This is a genomic window from Rubrivirga marina (assembly GCF_002283365.1).
In the GTDB taxonomy this organism is placed as follows: Bacteria; Bacteroidota; Rhodothermia; order Rhodothermales; family Rubricoccaceae; genus Rubrivirga; species Rubrivirga marina.
This window is the reverse complement of record NZ_MQWD01000001.1, coordinates 809,411-827,914: the sequence shown is the minus strand read 5'-3', so window position 1 is coordinate 827,914 and position 18,504 is coordinate 809,411. Positions and strand designations below refer to the sequence as shown.

The window sequence follows — 18,504 nt, the reverse complement described above, 5'->3', positions numbered from 1 at the left end:
TGTTCCCCGCGAGGGCCGCCTCCTCGACATCTCCGGGTGGGCCCCATCGGGCCTCGCCCTTCTTACGGGAAGGGAGGAGTCTCTCTCTCACGACTGCCACCCGTGTGTCTCTCCTCAGTCCGGCGTGGTGCCCGCGATGGCGTGGCGAACGAACCCTCCGCCTTGTTCGATGCGCTCCCGGGCTGCCTCGGCGTCGACGCCAGCCAGCAGCATCACCAACGCGGTCTTGACGTGTCCGCCCGCCGCGTCGAGAGTCGCGGCCGCCTCGTCGTAGTTGACCCCCGTCGCGGTCATGACGATCCGCTTCGAGCGCTCTACGAGCTTGAGGTTCGTCATCTGGAGGTCGACCATCATGTTCTCGTAGACCTTCCCGAGGCGGATCATCGTCGCGGTCGAGATCATGTTGAGGACGAGCTTGGTGGCCGTCCCACTCTTCATGCGCGTCGAGCCCATGATCGGCTCCGGGCCGACGTCCGGGCAGATTGCGACGTCGACATCGAGCGTGAACTGGCTGCGCGGGTTGCACGTCACGAAGAGCGTCCGCGCCCCGATCTCGCGGGCCCGCTTTACGGCCCCCACGACGTAGGGCGTCCGCCTCGATGCGGCGATGCCGCACACCACGTCTTTGTCGGTTACGCCGGCTTCGTCGAGCGCGGCGGCGCCGTTCGACTCGTGGTCCTCGGCTCCTTCCTGTGCGACGAACATGGCAGCCTTGCCGCCCGCGATCAATCCCTGCACGAGGTCCGGAGGCGTGCCGAAGGTCGGCGGGCATTCGGCAGCGTCGAGCACGCCAAGCCGACCACTCGTCCCAGCGCCGCAGTAGAAGAGACGCCCGCCGGTGCGGAACGCGTCTTCGACGATCTCGACCGCCTGTGCCACATACGGGAGCTCGGGCGTTACGGCGTCGACGGCGATCTGGTCTTCCTCGTGGAGCAGTCGGACGACCTCGGCAAGCGGCGCGACGTCGATCTGCATCGTGCGCGGGTTGCGCGTCTCGGTGGTGAGCGTCTGGAGCTCGTCGAACAGGGCGGGGCGGTCAGGCATGGGCCGGGAGGAAGCGGAGACGCCAAGCTAGCCAGGCTCCAAGAGCGACTGCTGCGGCGCCGAGGCCGAGGCCCCACCACGGTACCCCTGACTCGAACGGGATCGGGGTTGGCGCCCCTGAGAGCACCGGTGCGGCCCAGTAGAACGGGCTGGCCTCGATGCCGTCATGCGTCGCGATGTACGTCCGTTGCGCGTCTTGGAGCGCGCGGTCCTTCCCATGCCCACCCGCAAGCCCGTCGTAGAACGCGCCCATGATCTCGGCCGTGGCGCCATCGGCGACGGGCCACAGCGTCGCGACGGTGGCCTCCGCCCCGGCCGCGCGCATCCCGTACTGCAACCCGATGAGTCCCTCTCCACCCCTCCGCCCGCCCCCCGCAGTTGAGCACCCACTCAGGACGACGAGGTGGGCATCGATTCGGAGGTCGAGCAACTCATAGAGGTGGACGATGCCGTCGTCCTGGTCGTCCTCCCGTAACGCGATTCGCGAATAGAGGGGGAGCGTCGCATTCGCCTCGGCGTGCGACGCCAGGTGCACGACGTCCGCGTCGCCTGCGCGTTGTCGGAAGCGATATTCCGTCGCCTCTGCGTCGACGAACATCTCGGCGTCGCCGTGGGAGACGACGCGTCGCACCTCTCGCTCCACGTTCGGGAGGTCGATCGTCGCGCCGGTGTTCCACGTGGAACGGTCGTCGCCGAACGTGCTGCGCCCGAAGGCGAGCACATCGAGGGGATGCGCCTCGGTCGTCTTGTCGGGAGGCTCGTCGGTGGCGATGAGTGCTGCCGCCAACTCCGTGGTCAGCGTCCACTCATGCAGGAGGTACGGGGCGGTCGCGTAGTCGTCCGCCGGAGCCGTCAGGAGCGCCGCGAAGGGGACCGTCGCGACGTCGATGTCCGGAATGATTGTCACCTTCTGCGTCGGGACCCACGGGCGGACGGGGGCGATGAGGAGATCGTAGAGCTCGTAGAGGGGAGGGAGGGCGTAAGCGGGATCGGGGTGACCCGGCCGCCATGGCCAGCCGATGGCTTCGAGGCGCTCTCGCACCATCGCTCTCGTTACGGGGAGAGGGACGCTCACGAGGGTGTCGCGGCAGAGGACGAACGCGGTGCTCCTCGTGTCGTCCACGAAATAGGTGATGAGCGTCCGTTCTTCCGTGGCGAGTCGTCGCTTCAATGCGCCGAGGTCGAGGTCTGCGATCTGCCGAGCCTCCGGTCCGGATGCTGTGAGTTCCTCGATTTGACGCTGATAAGCTGAGGTCTCCAACCGCCGTGCTGCTCGATCGGATGCCGACGAGGCTTGGAGGTATGCCAACCGCGTTGCGGAGAGCTTTTCGACTACGCTGTCAATCTGATTCCGGGTGTCCGGTCGAAGGGTTTCGCGCACGTCTTGGTAGTGAAGGAGGTCGCGGAGGTAGCGTGCGCGTGTCCGGTCGAGAGTCTGGAAGGCCCCCCGGACGTCCCCCGTCGCGAGTTGCGTCCGGACGAGGCCTCGGTAGGGCCCTTGCATGGTGGCGAATGCGGAGGAGCTCCAGTCGTCGAGGCCGAGGCGGTCGCGCTCGATCTCCCGCCGTTCGACCGCCTGCTCGAAGTAGTCGGCGGCCTCGGCCCATCGTCCTCGACGCTCCGCCAGCTGTCCCAGGTGCTCCAGCGCCAACGCCTCGCTCCTCGGCGACTGATTCCGAAGGGCCTCCTTCCGACCTCGGTTGTACGCCTCGGCCGCGTCCTCTAGATCGCCGGCGATTTCAGCGATGCGTCCTTCGGCTATGAGCGCTTCGAACGGAGCCTCGGGAGCCAAGAGGCCGGCCTCGCGTGCGAGGGGGGGCGCCTGCCGAACGTGAGCCCGCGCCCTGTCGAAATCGCCCTGATGGGCAGCCGCGACGGCGCTCAAGCTTAGGACGACCGATCGGTAGCCCGCCGATTGGCCCGTCTTGGAGAGGACGTCCAACGCGTCGCTGGTCCGTGTAGCGAGAAGGCCGACCAAGGAGTCACGCTCGGCGTCCGTTACCGCACTCCGCAGTTGTAGGTCCGTCAGGATGGAGTAGCTGGTCAAGGCATGGCCCTTCAGGTCAGGAAGCTCGGGCGCGACGCCGAGGCTGTCGTCGATCAGGTCGAGGGCCGCTCGGAAGTAGGACTCGGACTCGCGGAACTCGCCGAGCACGCGAGCGACTCGGCCCGCCTCGATGAGCGCTCGGCCCCCATACATCACCGGGGCTTCGTCGGCCATGCTCGCTGCGGTGTAGAACGACCAGGCGGACTCGAGCGTCCGTCCGAGTTGGTCTAGGGCATAGCCTCTCTGCATCAGTAGCAGAACCCGCGAGCGAACCGAAGTATGCTGCCCTGGACCTTCCAGGTAGCGTCCTGTGATTGACACCAACTCTTCGTAGCGACGGTCCATCACGTACAGGTACGCCTCGTGCTCCCGCGATCGGCCGACGCAGATTGGAGCACTCCCGGGGTAGCGCTCTATCAAGGAGCGGAGGCGGTCGATCAGGTCCTGGCGCACTTCTGTGCCCTCAGACCGTCGTTGACGGACTTCGTCGAACAACTCCGCCCGCTCTCGTTCGCAGGTCGCTTCGGCGTCGGCCTGGCCCCACACCGCGCCCCCCGCTGCGACGAGCAGGAGAACGAGTAAACACGTACGGCTGGAGATGGACACAGACGGGGGGAGGATGCCTGCCGAGATTAGCGAACATCGCGACCGAGGGCCGGTACGAGTCGGCCGCCTCCTGCCGACCGTGCGCCTCCGCCACCTTTCTCTCTCGTCCTTCCGTGCCCACACGCGCACCGAGGTCGAAGCTGCCCCTCGCGTCAACCTCCTCGTAGGCCCCAACGGCGCGGGGAAGACGAATGTCATTGAGGCCATCGGCTACCTCTGTCTCGGGAAGAGCTTCTTGGGCGCCTCGGACGCCACGGTTCTTCAGCGCGGTGGGCCGCATTTCACAGTCGAAGGAACGTTTGAAGGGGAGGACCGGCCCGACGTCCGTCTCCGCCTCGCGTTCGTGCCGAGGGAGGGGAAGCGAGGATTCTCGAACGGCAGTTCGCTCGATCGGCTGGCGGACCTCGTGGGCCGCGTGCCTGTGGTGATCTTGTCACCGAACGATCGGGACCTTACCGCCGGCGGTCCGAGCGAGCGACGGCGTCTACTCGACACCACGCTCAGCCAGGCATTCCCTGTCTACCTCGACGATCTTCTGAAGTACCGGCGGGCGCTGAAGCAGAAGAACGCGTTGCTCCAGCAACTCCGAAAGGGTCGGGCGCTCACCCCCGGGACCATGGAAGCGTGGGACGAAGAGCTCGCCATGCTCGGCGGGCGCGTCGTGGAGCGTCGTCGCATCTTCCTCGACCGGTTCGCGGATCTCTTGCTGGAGGCGTATGACCTGCTCGGCACGCCGGGCGGTACGCCGACGCTCGAATACCAGCCGTCGAGCGGCTCCGATTCCGAGTCGGACGTGGACGGCATGCGGCGGTCGCTAGTTCGGACCCGGAGCCGGAGTGGCGACCTCGGGCGCACACTGGTCGGTCCCCACCTGGACGAGGTTCTTTTCCAGCTCGACGGCTTCGATCTCCGCCCGTACGCATCGCAGGGGCAGCATCGGACGTTCGCATTGGCCGTTCGTGTGGCGCAGGCTCTCTATTTCCGGGAGCGCTCCGACGAGCCGCCGCTCCTCCTCCTAGACGACGTGTTCGGCCCTCTCGACCCCGACCGGACCCGGGTGGTTCTTGGTCTCCTCGCCTCGGGCGAACTCGGGCAGTCGTTCGTGACGGCAGCGCGGGCAGAACCCTTCGAGGGGGTCGTGCCGTTCGAGGACGACGCGCACGCCGTGTTTCACGTGGAACGCGGCGGCGTTACCCGTCTCAATTCCCCCCTCTCCGCTCCCCTCTCCTCATGACGCCCATCCGTGCCGTATCCCGCCCGGCGGTCCTCACGCTTCTCGTTTTCATCCTCGCCGCGTGCGGCACGACGAACGTCAATTACGTCACGGGCGAAGAGCAGCGCGGGGCGTACACGTGGGCTCAGGAGGTCCAACTCGGTACCGAGGCGGACCGGCAGATCCAGGCCCAGTTCGGAGTCTATGGAGAGGACGCGTCCCTCACAGCGTACGTCGAGCGGGTGGCCCGTGACGTGCTCAGCACGAGTGCGTACACGGACCCCAACACGCCCGCCGAGATTCGGAACACGCCGTTCACGTTTCGGATCCTCGACTCGCCCGTCGTCAACGCATTCGCGTTGCCGGGCGGGTACGTCTATGTCACTCGGGGACTGCTGGCCTACCTCGAGAACGAGGCTCAATTGGCCGTCGTGCTCGGGCATGAGATCGGGCACGTGCTCGGGCGTCACTCGTCGGAGCAGGCCGCCCGGGCACAACTCAATCAGTTTGGTCTCCTGGGGGCGGCCGTACTCGGCGGCGTGCTCGGCGGCGGCCAGGTCGCGGAGGGCATTCTGAACTACGGAGGCACAGGCCTCCAACTCCTCCAACTCAAGTATGGCCGCGGCGCGGAGCGAGAAGCAGACCGGGCAGGAGTCGCCTACGCTGAGTTTGCGGACTACGATGCTGCCGAGGCCGCCCGCTTCTTCGTGTCGCTCCGGCGTCTCAGCGAGCAGGCTGGGCAGAGCGTTCCCAACTTCCTGTCGTCGCACCCGGACCCGGACGAACGCGCCCAGACGATCCCGCAGCTCGCCTCGCAGTACGATCCGCGGGGCACTCAAGTGAACGAGGCCGGGTACATGTCTCAGATCGAGGGAATCGTGCTCGGTGAGGACCCGCGCCAGGGGTTCACTGAGAACGGCGTCTTCTATCACCCCGAGCTTCGCTTTCTGCTCGACTATCCGAATGGCTGGCAGACGCAGAACTCGCCGGCGGCTTTCCTAATGGGGGAGCCCAACGGCCAGGCAGTGATGCAGCTCACGCTCGCGCAGGCCCAGTCAGCCCAGGCGGCCGGGCAGGCGCTCCGGTCTCAGCAGGGTGTGCAGGCACAGGCGGCCGGTGCGCTTTCCATCAACGGCAACTCGGCTTACCGGGTAGAGGGGACGGCGCAGCAGCAGAACGGGACCGCGGCGTTCTCGGCCACCTTCATCGAGTACGGTGGCAACGTCTACCAGATTCTCGGACTGACCTCCGTGAATGGCTTCGGCACGTACGGGAACCAGTTCCGCTCGACCGCCGGCAGCTTCGCCCGTCTCACCGAGAGCCGTTACCTCAACCGCCAGCCGTCCCGCCTCGAGGTCATGCGGGCGCCCGCCGGCACCACCTTGCAGGCCTTGCTGCAGGGTCGGACGATGCCGCTCGGGCTCTCCGACTTGGAGATCGCCATCATGAACCAGACAGATCTCACGAGTCGGCTCCCAGCCGGCGAGTCCGTTAAGCTCCCCGAATAACAGACCGAGGCGGAGCGGTTCGCGGGGCCCAGACGCTGGACGTCTGGGCCCCGCTTCATTCAGGCCTCCCCGGCGGGTGGAGGGATCACGACGGCCTCGCCGCCGAGCGCCATCTTCCCCTTGCAGTATGCGTACATCCGGATTTTGACGTGCCCGTGCCGCTCCAGCTTCTCTGCCACTTTCACCTCGATCGTCACCTCCTCACCGACCGGGACCGGGCGGAGGAACTTGGCCGAGAGGGAGACGGCGATGGATCCGGGGCCCGGGAAATCGCGGCCGAGCACTTTCGAAGCGAGCCCAAGGATGTAGACCCCGTGGACGACGGCTTGCCCGAATCGGCTTTGCCGCCCGGCCTCTTCGTCAATGTGGATCGGGTTGTCGTCACCGGTGACCTCTGCGAAGAGGCGAACATCGTCCATTGTGAGGACGCGCGACCACGAGAAGCTGTCGCCGACCGAGAGGGAATCGAAGGTGTGGGCCATCTGTAGAGAGGGGGAGGCGCAGGAGGCTACGACGGGGCCTCACTCGGTGCCAGTTCAGCCGCGTCTAAGAACCTCGCGCGAACATCCGAAGTCGGGATGCGGCATGCCTCCCGCATCCCGAACCAGCGGTATCGATTCCGTGCGACCCAGTCATACACCACATCGCGCACGGGGCGAGGGACAAAGCGGGTGGCGGAGAGCCACCGCCACGGCGCGTTAAGCCGAGTCGCGATCCTCCACGCCGCCTCGGAGCGGATGTGGCACTGGCCATCCTCGACGAGGACCACGGAGTCAATGGCCTCGGCCCTGAACACGCATCGTCTCATCATGGCGGTCCCAACCTCCGACTGCAGTGAGGCGAATTGGAAGACGCCCTCGGTATCGTGGTCGAGGACGAACTGGACGGATCGGTCGCACAGATTGCAGACCCCGTCAAAGAGGAGGATGGGCCGGTCGGACATGGATTCAAGAGGTATGAGCCGTGCGCTCACGCCACTACGCGCTGCCCCCTTCGTCTGATGCGTCGGTCATGCCTCGTGTCGGCCGAGCCGCGGTTGTTGTCTTGTCGGCACGGGTCGTTGCGCGGCCGTTCCGCTCACGGGTTCCCCCAGCGCCGCATCCGATGAGGCCATCTCTCACCGACGCCGCGCGCACGGCATCCGTTAACCTGATGTCCGCTGTGCCGGCGCATCGGGCATCGGCCCTCTGTGCACGAGGGGCACCCCGGGGTCCCCACCCCGGCCGGCCTGTCGTCGGTGGGCGTCGCTCGTGATGCCCGTCTCACGGTTGGGTCCGGCTCGTGGTCTAGGTACTGGCTGGCCCCAGCATTCCCATCTGACGTTTCACGTGGAACGACGGGGCGCCAATCGTTTCGAGCCTACTCTCCGTTGCACCTCGTTTGAACCGTGGTATTCAGCCGCCTCCGCGTCATTCCTCGATGGACCGTCGCCCATCCGCTGGCGGTCGTGCTTCTGGCGTTCACGCTGGCTGGACTGGGCCTGTGGAAAGCCACGGAGCTACGGATCGATACCGACATCGTGACCCTGCTCCCGTCGGAGTACACGAGTGTTCAAGCAATCAAGCGACTCCAGGAGACGGTCGGCGCCGAAACGACGGTCGACATCGCCATTCACAGTCCGTCGTTTGAGAGGAACGTCGCGTTTGGGCAGGCGCTCGTCGACTCGGCCCTCGACATGGAGCGCGCGGACGGGGACGGGCCCTACTTCACCCGGGCGGACTTCCGACGAGACGTCCGATTCGTCTCTGAGAACGCACTCTATTTCGCCACATTCGAAGAGCTCGACCGGCTCGAGACGTTCCTTCGGAGCCAGGCTCAGCAGGTGCGGTCCGCGACGGACCCACTTCAGATGGACCTCTTCAATGCGACGGCTGCCAGCGCGCAGATGGCGCGGCAGGAAGAGGGGGACCGTCTCCGCGCCGACCTCGCTCAACTGGCGCTCACGGAGTACTTCCTGAGCCCTGACTCGACGACACTCGTCGTCAAGCTCTACCCGACCGGGTCGCAAACGAACATCGGCTTTGTCGAACGTCTGTACGCCGACCTCGACGCTCAGATCGCGGCGCTCGAGCCTGAGCGGTACCACCCCGACATGGAAGTCACGGCCGCTGGTCGGCTGCTGCGTCAGACCATTGAGGTCCAGTCGATCACGAGCGACGTCCAGAACTCGTTCGGGGCCGGCGTGCTGTCCGTGGTGCTGGCCGTCGTGCTGTACTTCCTCTACAAGTCCATCCAAGCGCGGACGGGCGGACGGCTCGTGTGGAGCGTCGTCGGGAGTGAACTCCTCCGGACGCCCGTCACGGCGATCCTACTGACGGTCCCGTTGCTCGTGAGCCTGTCGTGGGCGGGCGGCGTCGCGGCAGTCACCTTCGGGACGCTCAACCTCATGACGTCGACGCTCGGGCTCGTCCTGTTCGGTCTCGGCATCGACTATGGGATCCACTTCTACGCCCGTTACGCAGAAGAGCGGGGCACCGGGAAGGGCGTGGCTGACGCTGTCGAAGAGACGTTCGTGAGCACCGGTCAGGGCATCGCGGTGTCCGCGCTCACGACGGCGTTCGCTCTCTTCGTGCTCCAACTCGCTGATTTCCGCGGGTTCAGCGAGTTCGGGCTGATCGGCGGCCTCGGCATCCTGTTCGCCGTGATCTCGATGCTGACCGTCCTCCCGGCGCTTCTCAGCATCGCAGAGCGGACGGGAGCGCTGAACCTTCGGCTACGCGGCGAGGCCTCGCGCGTCGAACTCGACCCCCGATTCCCGTTTTCACGGACGATCGTGGTCGGCTGCATCGCGTTGACCGTGGTTTGCGCCCTCGCCATCCCCAAGGTCTCGTTCGAGTACAACTTCTCGAACCTGGAGCCCGAGTACGACGAATACTACCGACGAGCGCAGGCGCTCGAACCGGTCTTTGGACAGAGTGAGCGGCGGAACCCTGCGTACATCTTGCTCGACTCGCCGGAGAGCGTCCAGGCTGTCACCGAGGCGGTCGAAACGCTCGCCGAGCAGGACTCGCTGATCCTGGCGGTCGAGAGCTTGCAGGAGCGGTTCCCGACCGATAGCGTGGGGGCGTCGATCAAGCTCCAGCGACTGGCGGACATCCGGGAGGTGCTCGACGATCCTTTCCTTCGAGCCGACACGACGGGCCAGATCGAACGGCTTCGGCGGGCCGCCTCGGCGACGGAGCCGATCCCTCTCGACAGCGTCCCGCCTTTCCTAACGCGCCCGTTCACCACGCAGAGCGGAGAGATCGGAGACTTCGTGATCGTCTTCCCCCGTGGCAACATGGCCGATGGGCGTCGCTCGATTCGATTCGCAGAACTCATCGGTCAGGTCACCACTCCGGAGGGGAGCGCCTACTACGCGGCGTCGACCCAACTCGTCGCGGCCGACATGCTCCGGCTGATGCAGGAGGAGAGCCCGCTCATGGTCGGGGTAACGTTCTTGCTCGTGTTCGTCCTCGTCTTCCTCTCATTCCGGTCTGCCAAGTGGACGTTCGTGGCCGTGGTGCCTCTCCTCGTAGGCCTCGTGTGGATGCTCGGCATCATGGTGCTGTTTGGCGTCCAGCTCACATTCTACAACCTCGTCGTCTTGCCGACCGTCCTCGGCATCGGCAATGACGGCGGCGTCCACCTGACGCATCGGTACCGGGAAGAGGGGAGAGGCTCGATTCGCCGCGTGCTCCGATCGACGGGCGAGCACGTGACGATGGGGGCCGTCACGAATCTCGTCGGATTCGGCGGGCTCCTGTTGTCGTCACACCCGGGCCTCCGGTCGATCGGCGTCCTCGCTGTCGTTGGCATCGGGGCCACGTTGGCGGCGACGCTCGTGTTCTACCCCGCGCTTCTTCAGGTGCTCGAGGATAACCGGTGGCTCGACCGGCGCCGACGGCGGCGGCGGCGGTATGACCTTGGAGATCCCGATGCGATCCTTCATCCGACGTTCAAACTCCATCCAGGGGGTGAGCAGTCGATGGGGAGCTAACGGCTCCATACATGGCCAAAACCGTACGGACATGCGGCCTCCCTGTCTTGTGTGAACGAGTGTTTAGTCAATCGATTCTGGCTAAACCGTTGTTGCGATAAGCGATATAGAGATGGGTAAACGTTCGATTAGCCTCCATTTGCGCCGCTTCCGCCCATGAAAGCGGGATCTGCCACGTCTCGGTAGTACGTCTCCATTCGACCCAGCACGTCGGGCCAGTTGTAGCGCCGGGCGGCCTCGCGCGCAGCCGCGCCGAGGCGGTGACGGAGATCCTCATCGTCGACGAGGTGACGGGTCGCATTGAGGAACGCGTCCCGGTCTCGGGGCGGGCAGAGAAGGCCGGTCCGGCCGGGGTCGATGAGGCTGGCGGTGCCGGCGGCGTCGGCCGCGACGACGCCGAGTCCGGAGGCCATGGCCTCCAGCGTCACGTTTCCGAACGTCTCGGTCTCACTCGGAAAAAGGAAGACGTCGGAGGATGCGTAGGCCGTGGAGAGCTCGTCGCCTGAGAGGTGGCCAGTGAACACGGCATCGGGCAGTTCGGCCTCGAGTGATGCCCGCTCTGGCCCCTCACCGACGACGAGTGCTCGGACGGGGCGTCCTTCCCGCTGCAGGGCACGGACGGTCTCCTCAAACACGTCCAGGCCTTTCTCCTTGACCAGCCGACTGACGAATGAGACCACGACCTCATCGGGTGCGAACCCATGCGACTGACGCCATTCGGTCGAGCGTGCGTCAGGAAAGAATCGGTCGAGCTCAATACCGCGTGGCCACAGGCGGATCGTAGACGCAATGCCATGCTCGACCAGAGCGTCACGCATTGTAGGCGTCGGTACGTAGACTTCGTCGCAGCGGTCGTAAAACCGACGGAGCGCCCCCCAGAGAGCCTTCTCGGCTAGCCCGAGGTGATAGTAATCGAGGTAGGAGGCGAAGTGGGTGTGGTAGGTCGAGACGACGGGGATGCCGAGGGCGCGTGCCCAGCGCAAGGCCTTGTGTCCCAACACGTCCGGCGTCGCGATGTGGACGACGTGAGGGGCGAACCGGGTCGCCTCACGCCGCGCCTCGGCAGGAAACCGAGTGCTCACGCGGTACTCGGGGCGGCCCGGCGCCGCGACCGACGGAACCGCGACGAACCGGCCGGGCTGATCGAGCGCGTCGTCGATGGTCGGGCCGAACACCAGCACGTCGTGGCCCTGATCCAGAAGGTGGCCGACGAGGCGGCCGAGCGTTCGGGAGACGCCGTCTTCGACGTGGTTGTAGTTGCCCGTGAACAGGGCGATGCGGAGGGGCGGCACGGGGCACACGGAGGAGGAGCTAGGAGATACCCATGCCGACCGCCCGGCGCTCCGCGGCTACGCAGGGATCTCGCGGAGGAAACGCCCTGTGTGACTGCCCTCGACCTCAGCGACCTGCTCCGGTGTCCCCTCCGCCACGACGAACCCACCGCGCCGGCCGCCCTCCGGTCCGATGTCGATCACCCAGTCGGCCGCCTTGATCACGTCGAGGTTGTGCTCGATCAGAATGACCGAGTGGCCCGCCTCGACGAGCGCGTTGAACGCGTCGAGCAGCTTCCGGATGTCGTCGAAATGAAGACCCGTCGTCGGCTCGTCGAACAGGTAGAGCGTGTGGCCTTGGTGGGTTTTGCTGAGGTGCGCGGCCAGCTTCACGCGCTGGGCTTCGCCACCGGAGAGCGTGTTCGACGGCTGTCCGAGCGTGAGGTACCCAAGGCCGACGTCCTGGAGCGTCTGGAGCTTGGTCTCGATGCGGCCCTGGCCCTCGAAGAAAGCGACAGCCTCATCGACGGTGAGGTCGAGAATGTCGGCCACGTTCTTGCCCTTGAACCGGACATCGAGCACGTCCTGCTTGAACCGCTTGCCGCCGCACGCCTCGCACTCGAGGTAGAGGTCGGCGAGGAACTGCATCTCGACCTGGACGACGCCCTCCCCCTGGCACGTCTCGCACCGCCCACCGGGCACGTTGAACGAGAACGTCCCGGGTCGGTAGCCGCGAATCTTGGCCTGGTGCGTGCTCGCGAGCAGCTCGCGGATCGCGTCGAACGCCTTGATATAGGTCACCGGGTTCGAGCGCGGGCTCTTGCCGATCGGCGACTGGTCGACCATCTCGACGGTCTCGATCAGCTCGGCGCCCTCGACCGAATCGTGCGAGCCGACCTTGCCCTCGAAGTCGCGGCCCTTCGCACGCTCCAGCGCCGCGAACAGCGTCGAATGCACGAGCGTCGACTTGCCAGATCCCGAGACGCCGGTGACGACCGTGATCACGTCGAGCGGGAACGACACGTCGAGCCGCTTGAGGTTGTGCTGGCGCGCGCCCTTGACCGTGATGGCGCGCTCCGGGTCGATCTCACGGCGCTCATCCGGTACCGGGATCGTCTTGCGGCCCGACAGATAGGCGCCGGTCAGCGAGTTCTCGTCGTCGAGGGCCTCGTCGAACGTGCCCTGGAACATGACCTCGCCGCCGAGCGCGCCCGAGCCCGGACCGATGTCGATGAGCTGGTCGGCCCGGCGCATCATCTGCTCGTCGTGCTCGACCACGAGAACCGTGTTGCCGATGTCGCGGAGCCCTTCGAGGATCGAGATCAGCCGGTCGTTGTCGCGAGGGTGGAGGCCGATCGTTGGCTCGTCGAGGACGTAGAGGCTCCCGACGAGCGACGAGCCGAGCGACGTTGCGAGGTTGATCCGTTGCGTTTCGCCGCCCGAGAGCGTCATCGCCAGCCGGTCGAGCGTGAGGTAGTCGAGGCCGACCTCAACGAGGTAGCCGAGCCGCTTGCGGACTTCTTCGAGCACGCGCCCGGCCACCTCCTGATCGTGCTCGCTCAACTCGACGGATTCGAAGAACGCCTTCGCGTCGGCCGTCGTGAGCTCCGAGAGCTCACCGATATGGTACCACTCGGCCTGGCCCTCCAACCCGCCGATCGCCGGACCTCGGAGCTTGACGTAGAGCGCCTGCGGGCGGAGCCGGTATCCGTCACACGCCGGGCACCGCGTGTAGCCGCGGAAGCGTGCGTTGTAGATGCGGTAGTGCATCTTGTAGGCCTTCTTCTGGAGGAAAGCGAAGAAGCCCTCGACCCCGACGTAGTCGCCCGAGCCCTTCCATACGACCTCCTTGTGCTCTTTGGGGAGGAGCGTGTACGGCGTATCCAGATCCAGCCCTACACGCCCTGCTTCCCGAATCAACGACCGTTGATGCTTCGACCACTGGTCGGACCGGAATGGGGCGAGTGCGCCTTGGCGAATCGATAGCTCGGGGTTCGGGATGACGAGGTCCTCGTCGATGCCGGGCACGCGGCCGAAGCCCTGACACGCCGGGCACGCGCCGAGCGGGCTGTTGAATGAGAACAGTTGCGGCGTCGGCTCCTCGAACTCCATCCCGTCGCGCTCGAAGCGGGCCGAGAACTCCAGCATCTCGAACGGCTCGCCGTCACGCGGCGCCGTGATGACGACCGCCCGCTCGTCCCCCTCGCGGAAGGCTTGCTCGACCGAGTCCGCGATCCGGTTCGTGGTCGAGTCGCTGGTGGGGTTCGTCGCCAGTCTGTCGACCAGGACGTACAGCCGCTTCGTCGGCGTGGTGACCGAGGCGGGCTCCGTCGCGTTGAGGTCGACGACCTCGGGCACGGCGCCCTTCTTGGCCTGTGTCTCGGTCGGCAGCGCGACCAGCCGATAAAAGCCGCGGGCACGGAGGGCCTTGAGCTCCTCGACCTTCTTGGCGCCCTTGTGAGAGGGGAAGGGGAAGGCGAGGTAGAACCGCGTCTTCTCTGGCAGCGCCGCTTGGATCGCCTCGGCCGACGAGCGGGGCGAGTCGCGGACCACGACTTCGCCCGACACCGGCGACACCGTCGTGCCCACACGGGCGAAGAGGAGGCGGAGGTAGTCGTAGACCTCGGTCTGGGTCGCGACCGTCGAGCGCGGGTTCTTGGTGCCCGTCTGCTGCTCAATGGCGATCGCCGGCGCGAGGCCTGTGATGAGGTCCACGTCCGGCTTGTCCATCCGGTCGAGGAACTGGCGGGCGTAGGCGCTGAGGCTCTCGACGTAGCGCCGCTGGCCCTCGGCGTAGATCGTGTCGAACACGAGCGACGACTTGCCCGATCCCGACGGGCCCGTCACGACGACGAGCTGCTTCTTCGGGATCGTCACGTCGACGTTCTTGAGGTTGTGCTGCCGCGCGCCCTTGACCACAAGGTCCTTCCCGACGAATCGGTTCTTGGACTCGCTGTTGGTTACGGTCGTCTCAGTTCGCTTCGGGGCCGTCGTCGTCTTCGCCATCGCGTGGTGTGGGGCCGAGACGCCGGCGGGGCACTCCGCCAGCGGGACGGAGAGCAACGCGGCGCAGGCAGGGAAGATGCCCCCGGGCGTGTGAAACCGTGGTGTCAGCAGGCCTTGTGTGGAGAGCGCGTGACTGGAAGCGGTGTCACGCCGAGGTGAGGCAACTCGCGGAGGGGCGGTGTGCGTTGACGTCCCATGATCGAACTTTTCCAGATCGCCCCGCTCGCCGCGCTCGAGCCCTGGCCCGCCTTCGCGGTGGGGCTCGGGCTCGCGCTGGGCGGAGCGCTCCTGCTCCACGCGGTCGTCTACGGCTCGCTCCACCGGATCCGGCGGACGGCACCGGAGCGGCTCCCGCTCCGGGGTCACCTCGTGCTCCAGACCGAGGGGCCCGCACGGTGGACGCTCGCGCTGCTCGCGCTCCGGCTCGTTCTGCCCCAACTCCCGCCCGAGGCGGCGGAGGCGACCGCGCCCCACCTCGCGACCGCCCTCTACATCAGCATCGTGCTGGCGTCGGCGTGGCTCATCATGCGGAGCGTCAAGGCCGTCCGGATGTCGCTGGGCGACCGGCTCGACCTCCAGAAGGCCGACAACCTCTCCGAACGGCGGATCCTCACGCAGGTCGGGCTGCTGCAGCGGCTCATCAACGTGGTCGTGATCGTCGTTGCGTTGGCGGCGATCCTGCTCCACTTCGAGTCGGTCCGGCGGATCGGCGCGGGGCTGCTGGCCTCGGCGGGCGTGGCCGGCATCGTGCTCGGCTTCGCGGCGCAGCGCGTGCTCGGCAACCTGTTCGCCGGCATCCAGATCGCCATCACCCAGCCCATCCGCGTCGACGACGTGGTCGTGGTCGAGGGCGAGTGGGCGCGCGTCGAGGAGATCACGCTGACCTACGTCGTCGTGCGGATCTGGGACCTCCGGCGGCTCGTCCTCCCGATCTCGTATTTTATCGAGACGCCGTTCCAGAACTGGACGCGGTCGTCGTCGCAGGTGATCGGCACGGTCTACCTCCGGACCGATTACACCGTCCCGGTCGAGGACGTGCGCGAGGCGGTGGGGCGGATCGTCGGGGGTTCGGAGCACTTCGACGGCGAGACGTGGCGGCTCCACGTGACCGACCTCGGCGAGCGGGGCGTCGAGATGCGCGCCCTCATGACGGCCTCGAACGCCGACCACGCGTGGGAGCTGCGGTGCGAGGTGCGGGAAAAGCTGCTGGCGTGGCTCCGCGAGACGCACCCGGAGGCGCTCCCGCGGACGCGCGTCGTCTTCCCCGACGCCGACGCCCACCTGCCCCACCTCGGGGGCGACGGCGTCGAGGCGGGGCGGGCGGTCTTCGAGAGGGGGCGGTAGCGGAGAACCTCCTGGCCCGCGCGCGACCGGCGGGCGTGGCTACGTTCGCCGGCCATGGGCTTTCTGAATCCGTTCCTCCTGGTCGGCCTCGCGGCGGCGGCGATCCCGATCGTCGTCCACCTCTTCAACTTCCGCCGGCCGCAGCGCGTCGACTTCTCGACGCTCCGGTTCGTGCGCGAGATCGAGGCGACCTCGATGCGCCGCGTCCGCATCCGCCAGTGGCTGCTGCTGGCGCTCCGGACGCTCGCCGTGCTGTTCCTCGTGCTCGCCTTCGCACGCCCGACGCGGACGGCCGATGCCGGAGTGTTCGAGGAGGGTGCGGCCCGGAGCCTCGTCCTCGTCCTCGACAACAGCCGGTCGATGACGCTGCGCGACGCGCAGGGCGCCCTCATCGACCAGGCGCGCACGCTCGGCGGGACGGTCGTCGAGGCGACGGGCCGCGGCGACGAGCGGACGCTCCTCCCAGTCGCCCGCCCACCCGAGTTCCGGGCGGTGCCGTACGCAACGGCCGGACCGGTCCTCGACGCCATCGCCGCGACGCCGTCCCTCGCAGGCGCCGAGCCCCTGACGGCCGCCGTTGCTCGGGCCGGAAGCCTGTTGGAGGGCGCGGCGCATCCGCGCCGTGAGATCGTCGTCGTGAGCGACTTCCAGGCCGCGACGTTTACCGACTCCGCCAGCGCCGCACTCCCCGACGACGTCGACGTGACGCTCCTTCCGCTCGGCGCACGTCGGCAGGTCAACACGGCCGTGACGGACGTGGAGGTCGTGAGCCGAATCGTGGAGCCCGGCCGGCCGGTACAGATCGAGGCGACAGTGACTCGCTACGGAGGACGCCCCGGGACGGTTGGCGCCGCGCTCCTGCTCGATGGTGAGCGCGTCGCCGAAACGGCCGTTGACGTGGTTCCAAACACGCCTGTGCGTGTCCCGTTCACGGTCACGCCTCCCGCCCGCGGGTGGCTCGGCGGCGAGGTCCGCATCGAGGCCGACGGTGCCGAGTGGGACGACGCGCGCTACTTCGCCCTCCGCGTGCCGCCGCCGCCGCGCGTGCTCGTGGTCCGCGGCGACGGCCAGCGGGCCGACCTCGTAACGCTCGCGCTGGGCGTCGCTGCCGAGTCGGGCGGCGTCGCGCTCAATGAGGTCGCCGAGGGCGCGCTGGCCGGCGCGGATCTGAGCGACTACGACGCCGTCGTGCTCGTCGGCCCTGCCTCGGTGGCCGACCCGGGGCGGCTGGCCGCGTTCGTGGCCGAGGGCGGCGGCGTCCTCGCGTTCCCCGGGACGGATCCGGAGTCGCTCAACCCGCTTCTCTCTGCGCTCGGCGCGGGCCGGATCGACGGCGCACTCGGGGAGTCCGACGGCGAGGCCATTGGTCGCACGACCGATCTCGACCTGGACCACCCGCTCTTCGCGGGGGTCTTCGACGCGGCCCGCCCGACGCCCGAGGCGGCCGATGTACGCCGCATCGCCCGCTACCGTCCGGGCGGCGCCGACGAGTCGACGCTCATTAAGACACAGACGGGCGCGCCGATGCTCCAGGAGATCCGGCGCGGCGAGGGCAGCGTGCTCCTGTTCGGCGTCGCGCCGGACCTCAGGTGGAGCGACCTCCCGCAGCGCGGCCTGTTCGTTCCCCTCCTGTACCGCGCTGCCGCGTACCTCGCCGCCGGGTCGTCGGTCGCCGACTCGGGCGAGCTGGTCGCAAGGGAAGGGGGAACCGTCCGCGTCGAGGGCGTCGAGGCGGGCGCGGCACTCCGCCTTGTGGGGCCGGACGGAACGGCGTTGACGCCACTCCAGCGGACGGTCCCGGGCGCCGTCGTCCTCGACGTGGGCGATGCCGTCGCGCGGGCGGGTCTGTACCGCGTCGTGCAAGGCGGGCGGACGCTCCGCGTGGTCGCCGTCAATGAGGACGCGCGCGAGTCGGACCCGGCACAACTGGATCCGGCGGAGGCTGCGCGTCGGCTGGAGGCCGCGACGGACCGGCCGGTCCGTGTGGTCGAGGGGGCCGCGGATTTGTCCGCCTCGGGCGAGCCGAGCGGGATGCCGCTGTGGACCCTCTTCCTGGCGCTCGCCCTCACGTGCCTCGTCGCCGAGACGCTCGTGACGACACGCTGGCGGGCAGCCCCTGGGGCGTGACCCGACAATGGGACGGAGGACCCCGAAAGTTCCTCCGCCCACGCCCCTGCCGCTCCACCACAAAACGACAGAAGTCCGATCCGGGACGATCAGCCCCTCTGTCCCGTGAGGCGGGACAGAGGGGCCGGCGTGCCGTCCCAGCACACGGAACCCATCGGCGGACCCTCGGGGAAAGGAGGGAGCGAGTCGCAGCCGACAGGTCCAGAATCGCGCCGAGATCGGGGGCGGCGCGTCCTGTGATTCCACGATTCGTAGCGGCGACACGCCGGGCGAGCGGGATGTCTGTCCAAACCAGCCCCTTCCGTCTCGATGTCTAGGCGGAGGCGCGCGAGAGACGAATTCAAGGGCCTCCCCACGAA

11 protein-coding genes are annotated in these 18,504 nt (G+C 67.5%); 5 read left to right on the top strand and 6 right to left on the bottom strand.

Annotated elements, in window-relative coordinates:
- Positions 1-114: 114 nt before the first annotated feature.
- Positions 115-1,044, bottom strand: a complete 930-nt coding sequence (murQ, locus tag BSZ37_RS03235) for an N-acetylmuramic acid 6-phosphate etherase (RefSeq protein WP_095509162.1) — start codon at positions 1,042-1,044, stop codon at positions 115-117.
- Complete coding sequence (locus BSZ37_RS03230) at positions 1,037-3,265, bottom strand: CHAT domain-containing protein (RefSeq protein WP_179299457.1); 2,229 nt, start codon at positions 3,263-3,265, stop codon at positions 1,037-1,039. The genes murQ and BSZ37_RS03230 overlap by 8 nt, the downstream gene beginning before the upstream one ends.
- 511 nt (positions 3,266-3,776) lie before the next feature.
- Here BSZ37_RS03230 and recF point away from each other — a divergent pair.
- Together recF and BSZ37_RS03220 are read left to right on the top strand one after the other, a co-directional pair.
- Entirely contained in the window at positions 3,777-4,931 is a 1,155-nt protein-coding gene (gene recF, locus BSZ37_RS03225) for a DNA replication/repair protein RecF (RefSeq protein ID WP_179299456.1), read from the top strand.
- A complete protein-coding gene (locus tag BSZ37_RS03220) occupies positions 4,928-6,418 on the top strand; it encodes a M48 family metalloprotease (RefSeq protein WP_095509159.1) in 1,491 nt (496 codons plus the stop codon). The genes recF and BSZ37_RS03220 overlap by 4 nt, the downstream gene beginning before the upstream one ends.
- Before the next feature lie 59 nt (positions 6,419-6,477).
- On the opposite strand, the gene BSZ37_RS03215 is transcribed toward BSZ37_RS03220, so the two are convergent.
- Together BSZ37_RS03215 and BSZ37_RS03210 are read right to left on the bottom strand one after the other, a co-directional pair.
- Positions 6,478-6,900 carry a MaoC family dehydratase gene (locus BSZ37_RS03215; RefSeq protein WP_095509158.1) on the bottom strand — a complete coding sequence of 141 codons (423 nt, stop codon included), beginning with the start codon at positions 6,898-6,900 and terminating at the stop codon, positions 6,478-6,480.
- A gap of 26 nt (positions 6,901-6,926) precedes the next feature.
- A complete protein-coding gene (locus BSZ37_RS03210) occupies positions 6,927-7,361 on the bottom strand; it encodes a thiol-disulfide oxidoreductase DCC family protein (RefSeq protein ID WP_095509157.1) in 435 nt (144 codons plus the stop codon).
- Positions 7,362-7,805: 444 nt separating this feature from the next.
- On the opposite strand from BSZ37_RS03210, the gene BSZ37_RS03205 reads away from it, so the two are divergent.
- Positions 7,806-10,397: an efflux RND transporter permease subunit gene (locus BSZ37_RS03205; RefSeq protein ID WP_095509156.1), complete on the top strand. Its 2,592-nt coding sequence runs from the start codon at positions 7,806-7,808 to the stop codon at positions 10,395-10,397.
- Between the two features lie 128 nt (positions 10,398-10,525).
- Here the strand turns inward: BSZ37_RS03205 and BSZ37_RS03200 are convergent, their stop codons facing one another.
- Together BSZ37_RS03200 and uvrA are read right to left on the bottom strand one after the other, a co-directional pair.
- Entirely contained in the window at positions 10,526-11,689 is a 1,164-nt protein-coding gene (locus BSZ37_RS03200) for a glycosyltransferase family 4 protein (RefSeq protein WP_179299455.1), read from the bottom strand.
- A gap of 57 nt (positions 11,690-11,746) precedes the next feature.
- Positions 11,747-14,674, bottom strand: a complete 2,928-nt coding sequence (gene uvrA / locus BSZ37_RS03195) for an excinuclease ABC subunit UvrA (protein ID WP_095512299.1) — start codon at positions 14,672-14,674, stop codon at positions 11,747-11,749.
- Between the two features lie 195 nt (positions 14,675-14,869).
- Here uvrA and BSZ37_RS03190 point away from each other — a divergent pair, with 195 nt between their 5' ends.
- Together BSZ37_RS03190 and BSZ37_RS03185 are read left to right on the top strand one after the other, a co-directional pair.
- A complete protein-coding gene (locus BSZ37_RS03190; protein ID WP_095509154.1) occupies positions 14,870-16,018 on the top strand; it encodes a mechanosensitive ion channel family protein in 1,149 nt (382 codons plus the stop codon).
- Positions 16,019-16,072: 54 nt separating this feature from the next.
- A complete protein-coding gene (locus BSZ37_RS03185; RefSeq protein ID WP_095509153.1) occupies positions 16,073-18,145 on the top strand; it encodes a vWA domain-containing protein in 2,073 nt (690 codons plus the stop codon).
- Positions 18,146-18,504: the final 359 nt, after the last annotated feature.

Excerpts from the sequence above, each read along its gene's own strand:
- murQ (WP_095509162.1), bottom strand. The coding sequence starts at position 1,044 with ATGCCTGACCGCCCCGCCCTGTTCGACGAGCTCCAGACGCTCACCACC.
- BSZ37_RS03230 (WP_179299457.1), bottom strand. The coding sequence starts at position 3,265 with ATGGCCGACGAAGCCCCGGTGATGTATGGGGGCCGAGCGCTCATCGAG.
- BSZ37_RS03220 (WP_095509159.1), top strand. The coding sequence starts at position 4,928 with ATGACGCCCATCCGTGCCGTATCCCGCCCGGCGGTCCTCACGCTTCTC.
- BSZ37_RS03215 (WP_095509158.1), bottom strand. The coding sequence starts at position 6,900 with ATGGCCCACACCTTCGATTCCCTCTCGGTCGGCGACAGCTTCTCGTGG.
- BSZ37_RS03210 (WP_095509157.1), bottom strand. The coding sequence starts at position 7,361 with ATGTCCGACCGGCCCATCCTCCTCTTTGACGGGGTCTGCAATCTGTGC.
- uvrA (WP_095512299.1), bottom strand. The coding sequence starts at position 14,674 with ATGGCGAAGACGACGACGGCCCCGAAGCGAACTGAGACGACCGTAACC.
- BSZ37_RS03190 (WP_095509154.1), top strand. The coding sequence starts at position 14,870 with ATGATCGAACTTTTCCAGATCGCCCCGCTCGCCGCGCTCGAGCCCTGG.
- BSZ37_RS03185 (WP_095509153.1), top strand. The coding sequence starts at position 16,073 with ATGGGCTTTCTGAATCCGTTCCTCCTGGTCGGCCTCGCGGCGGCGGCG.